This window comes from Luteimonas sp. A478, from assembly GCF_054052025.1.
Map to the genome: position 1 here is coordinate 173,827 of NZ_JBSVRF010000001.1, position 15,865 is coordinate 189,691.

Consider the following 15,865-nt stretch of genomic DNA (forward strand, 5'->3'; position numbering starts at 1 on the left):
GGCTCAATCGACCCACGGCCGGTCCAGGGCCACGCGGACTGCGCGTACGCCCGGATCAGCGCGCAGCTGTCCTAGCAGGTCGGTTTCAACGCGCACGCTGGATTCGCCGTTCAGGTCGATCACGCCGCAGGCACCGCTGGCCAGCAGCACCTCGCAGCGCAGCGGGGTCTGGCCTGGACGCTGGGGCTGGAGCAGCTTCTCCAGCCGGTCGAGCACCCCCGCCACACGCAGATCCAGGCGCAGCGCCAGGCGGCGGGAAATCTGCGGGCATATCTGCTGGAAATCCCAGCAGCGCTGGGCACGCAGCGAGAACCCTCCGCTGAATTCGTCCTCGCGCAGCCCGCCCTCCACGATCAGGATGCGGTCGCGGGTCAGCAAGGATGCGTATTCCTGCAGCGCTTCGGAGAAGAACGCGCACTCCAGGCGGCCGCGGCCGTCTTCGATCTGCACAAAGGCCTGCGAATCACCGCGCTTGCGCATGCCGGTGACCAGACCGGCCACCACCACGGTGACTTCCGGCCGCCAGCCGCCGCGGCCTTCCGGACGCGTGGCCCACAGCGCATCCAGCTTGCCCAGGTCGGTACCGACCAGCGCCTCCAGCTCTTCGCGGTGCGGATCAACCGGGTGCCCACTCAGGTAGTGGCCCAGGGTGTCGCGCTCGCCAGCGAGCACCTGGCCCAGCGGCCAGGGCTCAGCTTGGGGCAGATTGATTTCCAGCGCCGGCGCGTGGTCGTCTCCGCCGCCGCCAAACAGCGATACCTGGCCCGCACTGCGTTCGCGTGCCAGCTGCTCGGTGGCCTTGAGCGCTTCGGGCACCTGCAGCATCAGCGAGGCGCGGTTGCTGTCCAGCGCATCCAGGGCCCCTGACAGGGACAGCGCTTCCAGGGTGCGGCGGTTGAGCCGGCCTGCATCCACGCGGGTGCAGAAATCCAGCATGTCGCGGAATGGCTCACCGCCAGAGCGCGCGGCGGCGATGGCCTCGCACACGCCCCGGCCCACGCCCTTCACCGCGCCCAGGCCGTAGCGGATGGTCCTGGCGTCGATGGCCTCGAACATGTGGGCGGAGGCGTTGACGTCGGGTGGCAGCGTCTCCAGTCCCAGTGCGCGTGCCTCTTCCAGGAAGCCCACCACCTTTTCCGTGTTGTCCATGTCCGAAGACAGCACCGCGGCCATGAATTCGGCCGGGTAGTGCACCTTCAGCCATGCGGTCTGATAGGCGACCAGCGCGTAGGCCGCCGAGTGCGACTTGTTGAAGCCGTATTCGGCGAACTGCTCCATCAGGTCGAAGATCGAGGTGGCGACCTTCGGGTCGACGCCGTTGGCGGCGGAGCCGGCCTCGAACTTGGCGCGCTCCTTGGCCATCTCCGTGGCGTTCTTCTTGCCCATCGCGCGGCGCAGCAGGTCGGCGCCGCCCAGCGAATAGCCGGCCAGGACCTGGGCGATCTGCATCACCTGTTCCTGGTACACGATCACCCCGTAGGTGGGGCTGAGCACCGGCTCCAGCGCGGGGTGCGGATAGGTGACCTCGGCATTGCCGTGCTTGCGGTCGACCCAGTCCTTGTCCATCCCCGAGTTCAGCGGACCGGGGCGGAACAGCGCCGCCAGCGCGATGATGTCCTCGAACCGGTCGGGCTGGGCGCGTTTGAGCAGCTCGCGCATGCCGCGCGACTCGAACTGGAATACCGCCACCGTGCCGCCGCGGGCGAACAGCTCGTAGGTCGGCGCGTCGTCCAGCGGCAGGGTCGAGATGTCCAGCAGCTCTTCGCCTGCGGCCTCGCGACGGGCGTTGATCGCCTTCACCGCCCAGTCGATGATGGTCAGCGTGCGCAGGCCCAGGAAGTCGAACTTCACCAGGCCCACCGCTTCCACGTCGTCCTTGTCGAACTGGGTAACCGGGTTCTTGCCGCGTCCGTCTTCGTCGTGTTCGGCGAACAGCGGGCAGAAGTCGCTCAGCGGCCGCGGCGCGATCACCACGCCGCCGGCGTGCTTGCCGGCGTTGCGGGTCAGGTTTTCCAGCTGCAGCGCCAGGTCGAGCAGGTCGCGTATGTCCTCCTCGTCGTTGTAGCGCGCAATCAGTTCGTCAGAACGCCAGTTCTCGTCCTTGCGGCCCTTGTCGGTGCGGCCCAGCGCGTCCGACAGCGACACGCCCAGGGTCATCGGCACCAGCTTGGCGATGCCGTCGACCATGCCGTACGGGTAGCCCAGCACGCGGCCCACGTCGCGCACCACCGCCTTGGCGGCCATGGTGCCGTAGGTGATGATCTGGCTGACCCGGTCGCGGCCGTACTTGCGGGCGACGTAATCGATCACCTCGTCGCGCCGGTCCATGCAGAAGTCGATGTCGAAGTCCGGCATCGACACGCGTTCCGGGTTGAGGAAGCGTTCGAACAGCAGGTCGTAGGGCAGCGGGTCCAGATCGGTGATGCCCAGCGCCCAGGCCACCAGCGAGCCGGCGCCCGAACCACGGCCCGGACCCACCGGGATGCCCTGTTCCTTGGCCCAGTTGATGAAGTCGGCCACGATCAGGAAGTAGCCGGGGAAGCCCATCTCGATGATGACGCCCAGCTCGATGTCCAGGCGCTCGAGATACGTCTCCCGGGTGTGACCTTCGGCCATCGGATTGCTGGCCAGCCGCTGGTCCAGCCCTTCGCGCGCCTGGCTGCGCATCCAGCTTTCCAGGGTGTGATCGTCCGGCACCGGGAAGGCTGGCAGGTAGTACTTGCCCAGGCTCAGCTCGAAGTTGCAGCGCTGGGCCAGGGTCACCGTGTTGTCCAGCGCGTCCGGCAGGTCGGCGAACAGCTCGGCCATTTCATCGGCCGACTTCAGGTACTGCTCCGGACTGTAGTTGCGCGGGCGGCGCGGATCGTCCAGCACGCGGCCGGTGGCGATGCAGCTGCGCGCCTCGTGCGCATCGAAGCCGTTGGCGTCCAGGAAGCGCACATCGTTGGAGGCGATGATCGGCAGGCCGCGGTCGCTGGCCGCGTGCAGGGCGAAATCGTTGAACGGCTCCTCGCCCTCGCGCCCGGTGCGGGTCAGCTCCAGGTGCAGGCGGTCGTCGAAGGCCTGCTGCCATTCGCCGAGCCACTCAAGAGCGGAATCATGCTTGCCGGCGGCGGCCAGGCGCCCGGCCTCGCTGTGGCGGCCGACCAGTGCAAACAGGTCTCCGGTCTGCTCCAGCAGCCACTCCGGCCGTACGATCACGCCGTCATGGCGGTGACCTTCCAGCCAGCCGCGGCTGAGCAGGCGTGACAGGTTGAGATAGCCTTCCCGGCTGCGGCACAGCAGGGTCACCGGCCATGCGGGCTCGGTGCCGCTGGCCACCATCACATCGGCGCCGGCGATCGGCTTGACGCCAGCGGCTTCCGCCCTGGAATGGAACTCCACCAGCGAGAACAGATTGTTGCGATCGGTGACTGCGACAGCGGGTTGTCCCAGCGCAGCACAACGCTCGACGAGCTCCGGAATGCGGATCGTCGAATCAACCAGCGAATACTCGCTGTGCAGGTGGAGATGGACAAAGCGGACTGACACGGCCCGGTCAGCGTAGGTGTCCGGGCCGATGTCGACAAGGGTTGACATCACCGCCTGCAACGGGCTGCGGTTGCGTCCTCAGTTCAGCCGGAAGCGACCGTAACCGTTGCTGGAAGACAGGTAGCTCCGGCTGCCCACGTCGCGCAAGTGGCGGAGCAGGCCGGTTTCTGCCTGGCGGGCCTGTTCCCAATCGCTTCGGGTGAAGCAGAAAACAGCCCAGCTGCATCCGCGCAGCTCGGCTTCCAGCCGGCGCAGTCGACGGTAGTCGAGGTAGTCATGCACCTCGGCATCCACGCCGGGCCACGCCGCTTCCACCAGCAATGCGTCATCGAGCCGGCCCAGCACCGGCAGATGGTCAGGGATCAGGTCGTCATGGTCGCGAAGATAGGCGGACACCAGGCGGGCGGCGACGACCGGCGGATCCGCCGGGTCCCAGCTGGCGTCACCAAGCATCAGTCGGATCGCGGCACCGTCGCGTAGGCGGCTGCGGATCTCCGGGGGGGCGACGACAGTGGCCACGTCGGGACTGAGCAGGCGCCCCAGCGATGCAATCCGGTCGTCATCCAGCGGAGCCTCGTGAAGCTGGTCCAGCAGGTGGTTGAAAGCCATCAAGGAGCGCGCCTGGAGGCTGTACGGGCCCACCCGATGGCGCCGGTGGGGGCGGTCGGGCATTCCGGCGGAGCGCGCGGCCTGGAGCAGGGACGGGCTGGCAAATGCGGTGTTCATGACATGCCTCGCTCTGACAGGGGCGCCGCGGGTTGCGGTGCATGGCCAGATTCGTCCTTGTCTTGCGTTAGGTCATGAAGTAACCCGGAACATCGGATGACCAAAAGCCGATGGAACGCTGATGCTGCGAGGACCAGAACAAATGGCGCCCCTTCCAAGCGGTACAGGGGACTGTCGGGGGCAGTTCCGTTTCGACGATGTTGAAGTGGACGCGGCGGCGCACAGCCTGCGCCGGGGGGGCGTGTCGCAGCAACTGGAGCCGAAGTCTTTCGGCGTGCTGCTGGCCTTACTGCAGCGCCCGGGGCAGCTGGTGTCGCACGATGACCTGCTGGATCAGGTGTGGGGGCACCGGAGCGTGACGCCGGGCGTGCTGACCCGTGCGATCGTCCGCTTGCGCACGGCTCTGGGCGATGACAGCCACCATCCGCGCTATATCCAGACCCACCACGCGTTGGGTTACGCCTTCATCGGCACGCTGGAGCAGGAGTTGGAGCCAGAGCTGGAGCTGGACGGACTGCCGACTCCGCCCCCGCGCCGACGCAGGCGGAGGCGACGCACGGACTTCCCCGTGCCGTCACCGGGGACGCTGGTGGTGCTCGCGGTCGCAGGCGCCGCCCTGGCGGTCGTGAGCGCGGTGCTTGTGCTGTGGGGTATCGGCAGCGGAGGGCGGCGGGCTACGGACGCGGGCAGGCGTGGAAGAGGCGTCCGCGCTGGAGAGCCTGCACAGCGTGAAGGTCCCGGGAAGGCTAGCGGGTCGAAAGATCCGGCATGAGTGAAAGCTGTACGGGCGCGTAGCTGCGCCGGTGATGCGGACAGGGGCCGTGCGCCAGCAGCGCGGCCAGGTGCTGGGGGCTGGGATAACCCTTGTGCCGGTCAAAGCCGTACTGCGGAAACTGCTCGTGCAATTTGCGCATGGCCCGGTCCCGGGACACCTTGGCCAGGATCGACGCCGCCATGATCGATGGCTCCAGCGCATCGCCCCCAATCACCGCCTCGGCCGGGCAGGGCAGGTCGCGGGGCAGCTGGTTGCCATCGATGCGAGCCAGCTGGGCCGCAGGGGAGAGTGCGCGCAGGGCCCGACACATGCCGATAAGGGTGGCCTGGAGGATGTTGAGCGTGTCGATTTCGTCGATGTCCACGAACTCGACGCGCCACGCCAGCGCGGATTCCAGAATCTGCGGATACAGCGCTTCCCGGCGCTTCTCGGACAGTCGCTTGGAGTCATCCAGACCTTCCATGCCGTGGTCCGGGCGCAGGATCACCGCTGCCACCACGACCGGGCCGGCCAGTGGCCCGCGCCCCGCCTCGTCCACGCCGGCCACCAGCAGGCTCATCGGCGTGCCACCAGGGCTTCGATCACGTCCGCCGCGCGCGCTGAAGCGTCGCGGCGCAGGGTCATGTGGATCTCGCGGAAGCGCGGCTCCAGCGCCGCCACCGCGGCCGGATCACGCAGCCAGGCCAGTACGGCCCCGGCGAGCTTGTCCGGCGTGCAGTCCTCCTGGATCAGCTCGGGCACCAGGGTCTCGCCGGCCAGTACATTCGGCAGGGAAAAGCGGTCGGTCTTGAGCAGGCCGGTGGCGCGCACCAGCACCTGGGTGCCGCGGGCCACCCGGTAGCCCACCACCATCGGCCGCTTGGCCAGCATGGCTTCCAGCGTGGCCGTGCCGGAGGCCAGCAGCACCACGTCCGCGGCCACCATCGCTTCGCGGGCCTGCCCGTCCAGCAGCAGGACCGCACCGGGGGGCAGCTTCGCCGCGGCCACCTGCGCCTCCAGCGCCTGCCGGCAACCGGGATTGGCGGCCGGGATCACGATCCGCAGGCCCGGGACCTGGGCGGCGACCAGGGCGGCTGCCTGCAGGAACACCTCGCCCAGGCGTTCGACTTCGCCCAGGCGGGAGCCCGGCAACACCGCCAGCACGGTTCCTTCGCCGGCCAGTCCCAACCGCTGGCGGGCGGCGCGACGATCCGGGTTGAGGGGCATTTCATCGGCCATCGGATGGCCCACGAAACGCGCGTCCACCCCGTGCGCGGCATAGATTTCCGGCTCCATCGGAAACAGGCACAGCACCCGGTCGGCGCTGCGCCCGATCGTGCGTGCGCGACCCCTGCGCCAGGCCCAGATCGAAGGGCTGACGTAGTGCGCGGTCCGCAGCCCGTCACGCTTGAGGCGGCGCTCAAGGCCGAGGTTGAAATCAGGTGCATCGATGCCGATGAATGCGTCCGGCTGCCAGGTGCGCATCCGCCGGTGCAGGCTGCGACGCAGGGACAGCAGGCGCGGCAGATGCGAGAGCACCTCGCTCAGGCCCATGACCGCCAGTTCGGACGAATCGTGCCAGGCGTCCAGACCGGCACGACGCATGGCGTCGCCGCCGACGCCGGCAAACAGGGCATCCGGAAACCGTTGCGAGAGCTCGGCAATCAGCCCCGCGCCCAGCAGGTCGCCCGAGGCTTCGCCCGCCACCAGGGCGAAACGCGCCTTCATCGCAGCAGGGCGCGCTGGCCGGACTCGATGAACTCAAACATCGCGCGCACATCCTCGCTTTCGCCAGCCATCTCGGACAGGCGGGTTCGGGCCTGAGCCAGGTCGCTGCCCGACATGTACAGGGCGCGGTAGGCGCGCTTGATCGCGGCGGTGCGGTCGGAATCAAACCCGCGCCGCTTCAGGCCTTCGCTGTTGATACCGCGTGGCCGTCCGTAACCTTCCTGGGCCACCATCACGAATGGCGGCACGTCACCGTTGATGAAGGCGCCCATGCCGATGAAGGCATGCATGCCCACCCGGCAGAACTGGTGGACTCCGACGAACCCGCTGAGGATCACGTGATCGCCAATTTCAACGTGGCCGGCGAGGGTGGCGTTGTTGGAGAACACGCAGTGGCTGCCCACGATGCAGTCGTGGGCAATGTGGGTGTAGGCCAGCAGCCAGTTGTCATCGCCCACCCGGGTCACGCCTCCGCCACCGCCGGTGCCCCGATTGATGGTGGCAAATTCGCGGATCACGTTGCGATCGCCGATCTCCAGCCGCACCGTCTCCCCGGCGAACTTCTTGTCCTGGGGGTCGCCGCCGATCGCCACGTGGCCGTGGAAAACGTTCTCACGTCCGATCCGGGTAGGGCCAAGGATGCTGCAGTGCGAGCCGATGCGGGTGCCGTCGCCGATCTCGACCTCCGGCCCGATCAGAGTGAAGGCACCCACCTCAACCCCGGTCCCCAGCTTTGCGGACGGATCCACGCTGGCGGCCGGATGCACCTGTACCGCAACGGACATGTCAGGCCTCGACCTCCGCACAGAGGATCTCGGCGCAGGCGACTTCGCGGCCGTCCACGCTGGCGGTGCCGGCGTACAGGGTCATGTTGCGGATCTCGCGGCGGATCTCCACTTCAAGATCCAGCCGGTCGCCCGGGACCACCATGTGGGTGAACCGGGCCTTGTCCACCTTCACCAGGTAGGAAATGCGATCGGTGACGAGTTCGTCGCGGCTGAGATGGCTCAGCAACCCGCCGGCCTGGGCCAAGGCCTCGATCACCAGCACGCCTGGCATGACCGGGTGGTTGGGGAAGTGACCCTGGAAAAAACCTTCATTGCTGCTCACGTTCTTGAAGCACAGCACCCTGCGGCCCGGCTCCACTTCCACCACCCTGTCAACCAGCAGGAACGGGTAGCGGTGCGGCAGCAGCTTGCGGATGGCGTTGCTGTCCAAAGGCAGCGATGGTGGAGCCTTGGTCATTCTTTTCCCTTTTCAATGGCGGCGATGCGCTGTGCAAGCGTGTCGAGCTGGCGGATGCGTACCGCAGTACGTCGCCACTCACGCGCCGGAGTCGCCGGTATCCCCGAAGCATACTCGCCTGGTTCAGTGATTGAATGCGAGATCATGCTCTTGGCCATCACCGTGACCCGGTCGCAGATTTCCAGATGCCCGGCCACGCCGACCTGGCCGGCCAGCATGCAGTAACGACCGATCCTGGTGCTGCCCGCCACGCCCACGCAGCCGGCCATCGCCGTGTGTGCACCCACGTGCACGTTGTGGGCGATCTGGATCAGGTTGTCCAGGCGCACGTTGTCTTCCAGCACGGTGTCGTCGATGGCGCCGCGGTCGATGGTGGTATTGGCACCGATCTCGCAGTCGTCGCCAATCCGCACCCCGCCCAGCTGCGGCACCTTGATCCACTGGCCCTGTTCCATGGCCAGGCCGAAGCCGTCGGCGCCGATCACGGCGCCGGGGTGGACCACGCAGCGGGCACCGATGCGCACCCGCCTGACCAGGCTGACCCGCGCCACCAGCTCCGTGCCGGCGCCGACTTCGCAGTCCTCGCCCACCACGCAGCCGGGACCGATCACGGCGCCAGGCCCGATTGTGGTGCGCGCGCCAATAAAGCTGTGCGGCCCGATGTGGGCGCCCGGATCCACCTTGGCGGACGGATCCACCACGGCGGTCGGATGGACGCCGGGGTCCGTTGCTTCACGCAGCTCGAACAGCGCCGCGGCGCGCGCATAGGCCACGTACGGGTCGGCCGCCAGCAGCGCGGTGCCGGCGAAGGACTCCGCCTGCTCCGGCTGCAGGATCACCACGCCGGCCCGGCTGTGCTCGAGCTGCGCGCGATAGCGCGGATTGGCCAGGAAGCTCAGCTGGTGCGGCTGCGCAGCACCAAGCGAGGCGACCCCCTCGATGCGGACAGCGTCGTCCCCACGGTCGTCTCCACGAAGTTCCAGCCCGGTATGCGCGGCAATCTCCGCCGCCGTGTATCCCTGCTTGCCCATGCTTGCTCCTGCGTACGGCGGCGCGATATCAGAACGCGCCACCGAAGGTGAACTGCAGGCGTTCGACCTCGTCGCCGCGGCGGATCAGGTCGCCAGCGCCACCGAACACATCGTCCTGCTTGCGCAGCGGATAGGCATAGCTGATCGAAATCGGGCCTACCGGTGCGCGCCACATCAGCGCGACACCTGCCGAGACACGGAAGTCCTTGGCCTCGAAGGCATCAAGATCGGTGTACACGTTGCCGAAGTCGACGAACGCGGAAATCCGCGCCGCCGGGGAATCGAGCAGGGTGGGGAAGTACATCTCCAGCGAACCGACGGTCTTCAGCGCACCGCCCAGGGGCTGCAGGAAATTGCTTCCGGCCACCGACTCGCGCGGGCCCAGGGTGTTGTCACGGAAGCCGCGGACCGAACGGGTACCACCGGCGTAGAAATTCTCGTAGAACGGCAGGCCGCTGGCGCTGATCGTGCGCAGGTAATCGTCCGCATCAGGCGTACACGGATCGGTTGGCGGCGGCGGCTGCGGCCACGGATTGTCCTGGGTCGGGGCCGGCGCCGGGATGTAACACACATCGCGCGTCACATCGCTGCCGTAGCTGTCGCCGTAGCCGACTTCGGCGCGGGTGTTCAGCACCAGGGCGCGACTGAGCGGCCAGTATTTGGAGAATTCATAGCTGAGCTTGTAGTACTCGGCGGTCGAGCCGGGCAGGGTGATTTCCGCGGCTACGCGCTGGTAGGTACCGCGCGTGGGCTGCAGGAAATCGTTGCGCGTGTCGCGGGCCCAGCCCACCTCGGTACGCCAGGCGTGGAAGGTGCGCGAACCGAACGCGTCGACGTAGTCGACGATCGAATCCGGGGTGGCACCGCGCCAGGTAAAGATCTCGTTGCGGTCCAGGCCGAACAGCAGCGAGAAGCTGTCGTGCTCGGTGATCGGCACGCCGAAGAACACCTGGCCGGCGGCGCTGGTGGACGAGTACTGGGCGGTGTTGAACTCGGAGTTGTCGAATTCGCGCCACCACAGGTTGTAGCCCATCGACAGCCCCTCATCGGTGAAGTAGGGGTTGACGTAGGAGAACGCGTAGCGCTGCAGGTACAGGTTGCGGCTGGCCTCGATCGAGACCCGGTTGCCGCGGCCCAGGAAGTTGTTCTGCGACAGCTGGATCGAGGTGGTCACGCCGGCGAGCTGCGAATACCCCAGGCCGAACACGAAGCTGCCCGAGGCGGTTTCGGCCACGCTGAAGACCACGTCGACCTCGTCCGGGCTGCCCGGCACCGGTTCGGTTTCCACGCTGACGCTGCCCGATTCAAAGAAGCCCAGGCGCTGCAGGCGGATGCGCGAACGGTCGATGGCTGCCTGCGAGTACCAGGAACCTTCGAACTGGCGCATCTCACGGCGCAGGACTTCATCGGAGGTGCGGGTGTTGCCGCGGAATACGATCCGGCGCACGTTCACCCGCGGACCCGGGACCACCTGCATGGCGATCTTGGCGGTGCGCTCCTCGCGGTTGACCTCGGGGATCGGATTCACCTGGGCGAAGGCGTAGCCGATGTTGCTCAGGGTGGCGATGATCGCGTCCGAGCTCAGCTCCAGCAGTGCGCGCGAGAAGGTCTGTCCCTCGCGGATGAACAGGCGCGACTCGATATCTTCCTTCGGCAGGACGGTATCGCCGACCACTTCCACTTCGGACACGGTGTACACCTCGCCCTCGGTGATGCCGGAGGTGATGTACATGTCCTGGCGATCGGGGCTGATCGCCACTTCGATGCTGTCTTCGCTGAAGTCCAGGTGGCCGCGGTCGAGATAGAAGTTGTGCAGTTTCTCGCGGTCACCATCCAGCTTTTCACGCGAATACTGGTCGTCACGGCGGTACCAGCTCAGCCAGTTGCTGGTGCCGGACTCCCAGTTTTCGCGCAGGGTGTCCTGGTCGTAGGTCTCGTTGCCGACGATATTGATGTGGCGGATCTTGGCCGCGGAACCTTCGTCGACGTTGATCGTCACGTCCACCCGGTTGCGGTCCAGGTTCGACACCGTGGGCGTGACCTGGACGTTGTACTTGCCGCGGTTGTTGTACTGGCGGGTCAGCTCCTGGGTCACCCGGTCCAGGGCCAGGCGGTCGAAGGTGTCGCCTTCGGCCAGGCCGATTTCGGACAGGCCCTGCATCAGGTCTTCGGTCTTGATGTCCTTGTTGCCGGTCAGGGTCAGGCGGTTGATTGCCGGACGTTCGGTGACCGTGATCACCAGGATGTCGCCCTGGCGGCCCATGCGCACGTCCTCGAAGAAGCCGGTGCGGTAGAGCGCGCGGATGGCTTCGCCCACGCGGGTCTGGTCGACCTGGTCGCCGCGTTCAATCGGCAGGTAGGTGAATACCGTACCGGCGCCGATGCGCTGCAGGCCATCCACGCGGATGTCGCTGGCAATGAATGCACCGGCCGCCGGGCTTTGGACGGATGGCGGCGCTTCTGCTGTCTGCTGGGCCCCGGCAGGGGACACGATCGCCGCCGCAAGGGCGAGGGCGAGCAGGTGGCGGCTGGGATTTCGCGTCATCTATTACGTCCGTCTTGAATGCGCCTCGCAGCTGCCTGGATGGCGCGGCGTTGGCGTTGAATGGAGGAAAGTCAGCGTTGGACCAGTTGCAGGATGTCGTTGTAGAACGCCAGTCCCATCAGGCTGGCAAGCAGCGCGAGCCCAACATACTGCCCGGCGACCATGGCACGATCGCTTAACGGGCTGCCCTTGACCAACTCGATAAGGTAATACAGGAGGTGGCCGCCATCCAGCAGTGGGATCGGCAGCAGGTTGAGGATGGCCAGGCTCAGCGACAGCAGGGCAAGGATGGTCAGGTACCACGCCACGCCCTGGCTGGCGTAGGCGTTGGTGGCCCGGGCGATGGTGATCGGCCCGGCCACGGTGTTCTCGATCGCGACCCGGCCGCTGAACGCGCGCCCGAGCATACCCACCAGCTGGCCGGTCAGGTGCGCGGTCTCGCGCAGCGCCGCCGGCACCGCTGCGACAGGGCCGTAGCGCTGCATGGCGTCCTTGGGCGGGACCTGGCCGCGGTCGGAATGGATGCCCAGCGCCCAGAAATCACCGCGCTCCGGGTCCTCCATCAGCTCAGGCGTCAGCTCCAGCGCCAACCGCTCGCCTTCGCGCTCAACCTCCACCATCGCGCTTCCGCCCTGCGCGCCCAGTTCCTGGACCAGCGGGCCGATCTGCTCGAAGGTTTCGATCCGGTGCGAGTCGAATGCGGTAATGCGGTCGCCTTCGACCAGCAGTCCCTCGGCTGGCGAACCCGGCTGGATCCCGCCGATGACCGCGGGCAGCAGCAGATGCCGGGGCAGCAGGCCGATCGACGGCAGCAGGTGGCGGTCGTCCATGTCGGCCGGCAGGCGTGACAGGGGCAGAATGCGGGTGCGCTGGTTGCCATGGGTGTCGATCACTTCCAGCTGCACGTCGCTGCGGTCCAGCGCCGCGGGCAGCAGGGCGAGCTGCACCTCGTTCCAGGTCGGCGTCTGGCGCCCACCCACGCTCTGGATGCTGTCGCCACGCTCCAGGCCGGCTTCAGCGGCCAGCCCCTGGGCCACGCCGGCCACGGGCATGTAGTCGGGCCGGCCGACCACGAACATCGCCCACAGCAGGACGACGCACAGGATCAGGTTGGCCGCCGGGCCTGCAATGACGATGGCAATGCGCTGCCACACCGACTTGCGGTTGAACGCCTGCGAAGCTTCCTCTTCAGGAACGGGCGTCTCGCGCTCGTCCAGCATCTTCACGTAGCCGCCCAGCGGGATGGCGGCGATCACGTATTCGGTGCCGTCGCGGCCGCGGCGTGACCACAGCGGCCTGCCGAAGCCAATGGAAAAACGCAGCACCTTGACCCCGTTGCGCCGGGCGACCCAGTAATGGCCGAACTCGTGGAAGGTCACGAGTACGCCCAGGCTGACGATCAGCCACCAGACGGAGCCGAAAAATGAAGTCATGGGCGGGGAGTCACGCGTTCAGCAGGGTGGCTGGAGGGGGAAATGATCATGGCGAGGGTGGAGCGTACCGGGGCAGGGCGGCGTGTGCGACCCGGCGCGCCTGTTCATCGGCATTGCGCAGGGCCTCCAGCGAGGCTGCCGGTGCGCGGGGCAGCGCCGTCAGCGCATCGGTGACCACTGCGGCGATGTCGAGGAAACCGATCCTGCGCTCCAGGAAGGCCGATACCGCAACCTCATTGGCCGCATTGAGAGTGGCCGGCGCGGTGCCCCCGCTCTCCAGAGCCTGCCGGGCCAGGCCCAGGCACGGGAACGTGGCCTCGTCCGGCGCTTCGAATTCCAGTTTGCCCTGGGCCAGCAGGTCCAGCCTGCCGACGCCTGAATCGATCCGTTCCGGCCAGGCCAGGCCCACCGCCAGCGCGGTGCGCATATCCGGCAGACCCATCTGCGCCAGGGTGGAGCCGTCGTCGAACTCCACCAGCGCGTGGACCAGACTCTGCGGGTGCACCAGCACGTCCATGCGCTCTGCCGGCAGGCCGAACAGATGGTGGGCCTCGATCAATTCCAGGCCCTTGTTCATCAGCGTGGCCGAGTCCACCGAAATCTTCGGGCCCATCGACCACTTGGGATGAGCGATGGCCTGCTCCGGCGTAACCCTTTCCAGCTCGGCCCGGCTGCGGCCGCGGAACGGCCCGCCCGAAGCGGTGAGGGTGATCGCGCGCACGCCCGGATGCATCCGCCCATCGGGCAGGCACTGGAAAATAGCGCTGTGTTCGCTGTCGATGGGAATCACGCTGGCACCGGCTTCGCGCGCGGCGGCCATCACCAGCTCGCCAGCCAGCACCAGGGATTCCTTGTTGGCCAGCAGCAGGCGCTTGCCGGCCCTTGCGGCTGCCAGGGTGGAATCCAGCCCGGCGGCGCCAACAATCGCGGCCACCACGGTGTCACAGGCGTCGCTGGCGACCAGGTCGGAAAGCGCCTGGCCGCCCGCGTGGGCAACGGTGGAGAGCCCAGCGGCGCTCAGGCCATCTCTCAGGGCGTCAAAGCGGGCCGTATCCGCGATCACCGCGTGGTCAGGGCGATGCTCAACGCACAGTGCCACCAGCGCGTCCACGTTGCTGCCCGCGGCCAGTATCGAAGCTCGCATCCGCTGCGGATGCCGGGCGATCACGTCCAGGGCGGAAGCACCGATCGAGCCGGTGGCGCCAAGCACGGCGATTGAGCGGAAACTGGCCATCGTCATGCTCAGAATCCCAGCCAGATCTGGCCCACGGCAAAGACCGGAAGTGCTGCCAGCACACCGTCCATGCGATCAAGCAGGCCGCCGTGGCCGGGAATCAGGTTCCCGGAATCCTTCACCCCCGCATGGCGCTTGAGCAGGCTTTCGAACAGGTCACCGACTACCGAGAACCCGGCCGCCAACAGGGCCACCAGGGCCACGGCCGGCAGTTGGCCGGTGGAAGCGCCGGCCAGCGGGGCGAACACCACGCCCGTCAGCACCGCCAGCACCAGGCCGCCGATCAGGCCTTCGATGGTCTTGTTGGGACTGATGTGTGGCGCCAGCCGGCGGTCCTTGAAGACCTTGCCGCCGAAGCTCCGGCCGGCGAAGTAGGCGCCGGTATCGGCCGCCCAGACAATCGCCAGCGCAAGCAGCAGCCAGCGGTTGCCGTTCGGCTCGTCGGCGTGGATCAGCCCAACCGCACACCAGGCCGGCACCATGACCAGGGTGCCGGCGGCCAGCTTGATGACCCGCGAGCGCGCATCCGGCGCAGAGGCAAACCCGGGATGGCGAAGCCAGATCGCCACCAGCAGCCAGCCGATGACCGCGGCCACGCAGAACAGCTTGAGCAGCACCATCGAGCCATTGGGATCGCTGGCCGAGGCCCAGACCAGGGCCAGGATCAGCAGCAGGTTGGCGATCAGCAGGGTGCCGCGGGCAATCCCGTCATCCACCCCGGCCAGGCGCAGCCATTCCCACAGCCCGCCCAGCAGGGCAACGGCCGCCAATGCCACCAGCCACTGGGTGGGCAGCAGCAGGACTGCGGCGATTGCCAGCGGCGCCATCACGAGGGCGGCGATTACACGGGTCCTGGTCATGCGGAAGAAGCGTCCTTCGTATCGGGTAGGGCCTGCCTGGCGACGATCTGCTCGGCGGTCAGGCCGTAGCGCCGCTCGCGCGCCGCGTAGTCGTCCAGCGCCTGCTGCAGGGTGGCAGCGTCGAAATCAGGCCACAAGGTGTCGGTGAACCACAGCTCGGTATATGCCAGCTGCCAGAGCAGGAAGTTGCTGACCCGCAGCTCGCCGCCGGTGCGGATGAACAGGTCAGGGGGCGGCAGGTCAGCCAGTGACATGCGCGCGCCGATGGCGGCTTCGTCGATCTGTCCGGGCTGCAGGCGACCGGCAGCCACATCCTCGGCCAGGGAGCGGGCGGCAGCGGCGATGTCCTGGCGTCCGCCATAGCTCGCAGCCACATTCAGGTGCAGGCGATGGTTGTGGGCGGTGCGCGCTTCAGCTTCCTGCATGCGCTGCTGGATGGCGGCGTTGAATCGGGTGCGCTCGCCGATGAAGCGCACTTGCACCCCGCGCCGCTCCAGCTCGATGACCTCGCGTTCCAGCGCGTTGAGGAACAGCTTCATCAGCGCGCCGACCTCTTCCGCGGGCCGGCCCCAGTTCTCGCTGGAAAACGCGAACAGGGTCAGCGCCCGGATGCCGTGCTCCAGGCAGAAGTCGATGCACACGTTGACTGCGCGCGCGCCGGCGCGGTGGCCGATCATTCGCGGCCGCCGGCGACGTGCGGCCCAGCGGCCATTGCCATCCATGATGATGGCGACGTGGCTGGGGACTGCGGGAGGATTGGGAACCTGCATGGACACAG

12 protein-coding genes and 1 pseudogene are annotated in these 15,865 nt (G+C 67.6%); 1 reads left to right on the plus strand and 12 read right to left on the minus strand.

Annotation, left to right across the window (positions count from 1 at the left end):
* Positions 1-3: 3 nt before the first annotated feature.
* Both dnaE and ACW7G3_RS00900 read right to left on the minus strand, forming a co-directional pair.
* Positions 4-3,579, minus strand: a complete 3,576-nt coding sequence (gene dnaE, locus ACW7G3_RS00895) for a DNA polymerase III subunit alpha (protein ID WP_456980647.1) — start codon at positions 3,577-3,579, stop codon at positions 4-6.
* Between the two features lie 30 nt (positions 3,580-3,609).
* Positions 3,610-4,257: a hypothetical protein gene (locus ACW7G3_RS00900; protein ID WP_456980648.1), complete on the minus strand. Its 648-nt coding sequence runs from the start codon at positions 4,255-4,257 to the stop codon at positions 3,610-3,612.
* A 142-nt stretch (positions 4,258-4,399) separates the two neighbouring features.
* On the opposite strand from ACW7G3_RS00900, the gene ACW7G3_RS00905 reads away from it, so the two are divergent.
* Positions 4,400-5,029, plus strand: a complete 630-nt coding sequence (locus tag ACW7G3_RS00905) for a winged helix-turn-helix domain-containing protein (RefSeq protein ID WP_456980649.1) — start codon at positions 4,400-4,402, stop codon at positions 5,027-5,029.
* On the opposite strand, the gene rnhB is transcribed toward ACW7G3_RS00905, so the two are convergent.
* The 10 genes and pseudogenes from rnhB to uppS form a co-directional block, all read right to left on the minus strand.
* Complete coding sequence (rnhB, locus tag ACW7G3_RS00910; protein WP_456980650.1) at positions 5,004-5,591, minus strand: ribonuclease HII; 588 nt, start codon at positions 5,589-5,591, stop codon at positions 5,004-5,006. The two genes, ACW7G3_RS00905 and rnhB, sit on opposite strands and share 26 nt — an antisense overlap.
* Positions 5,588-6,766: pseudogene (gene lpxB / locus ACW7G3_RS00915) on the minus strand (lipid-A-disaccharide synthase); the annotation flags it as partial. The pseudogene lpxB and the gene rnhB, both read right to left, overlap by 4 nt.
* On the minus strand, positions 6,736-7,524 hold the full coding sequence (lpxA, locus tag ACW7G3_RS00920) for an acyl-ACP--UDP-N-acetylglucosamine O-acyltransferase (protein WP_456980651.1): 789 nt from the start codon (positions 7,522-7,524) through the stop codon (positions 6,736-6,738). The pseudogene lpxB and the gene lpxA, both read right to left, overlap by 31 nt.
* 1 nt (position 7,525) lies before the next feature.
* Positions 7,526-7,984, minus strand: a complete 459-nt coding sequence (gene fabZ / locus ACW7G3_RS00925) for a 3-hydroxyacyl-ACP dehydratase FabZ (protein ID WP_456980652.1) — start codon at positions 7,982-7,984, stop codon at positions 7,526-7,528.
* On the minus strand, positions 7,981-9,015 hold the full coding sequence (gene lpxD, locus ACW7G3_RS00930; RefSeq protein ID WP_456971636.1) for a UDP-3-O-(3-hydroxymyristoyl)glucosamine N-acyltransferase: 1,035 nt from the start codon (positions 9,013-9,015) through the stop codon (positions 7,981-7,983). Before lpxD ends, fabZ begins: the two co-directional genes overlap by 4 nt.
* Positions 9,016-9,043: 28 nt before the next feature.
* Positions 9,044-11,560 carry an outer membrane protein assembly factor BamA gene (bamA, locus tag ACW7G3_RS00935; protein ID WP_456980653.1) on the minus strand — a complete coding sequence of 839 codons (2,517 nt, stop codon included), beginning with the start codon at positions 11,558-11,560 and terminating at the stop codon, positions 9,044-9,046.
* A gap of 71 nt (positions 11,561-11,631) precedes the next feature.
* Positions 11,632-12,993: an RIP metalloprotease RseP gene (rseP, locus tag ACW7G3_RS00940; protein ID WP_456980654.1), complete on the minus strand. Its 1,362-nt coding sequence runs from the start codon at positions 12,991-12,993 to the stop codon at positions 11,632-11,634.
* A gap of 46 nt (positions 12,994-13,039) precedes the next feature.
* Complete coding sequence (locus ACW7G3_RS00945; RefSeq protein WP_456980655.1) at positions 13,040-14,233, minus strand: 1-deoxy-D-xylulose-5-phosphate reductoisomerase; 1,194 nt, start codon at positions 14,231-14,233, stop codon at positions 13,040-13,042.
* A gap of 2 nt (positions 14,234-14,235) precedes the next feature.
* A complete protein-coding gene (locus ACW7G3_RS00950; RefSeq protein WP_456980656.1) occupies positions 14,236-15,087 on the minus strand; it encodes a phosphatidate cytidylyltransferase in 852 nt (283 codons plus the stop codon).
* Entirely contained in the window at positions 15,084-15,857 is a 774-nt protein-coding gene (uppS, locus tag ACW7G3_RS00955; RefSeq protein WP_456980657.1) for a polyprenyl diphosphate synthase, read from the minus strand. Before uppS ends, ACW7G3_RS00950 begins: the two co-directional genes overlap by 4 nt.
* Positions 15,858-15,865 lie beyond the last annotated feature (8 nt).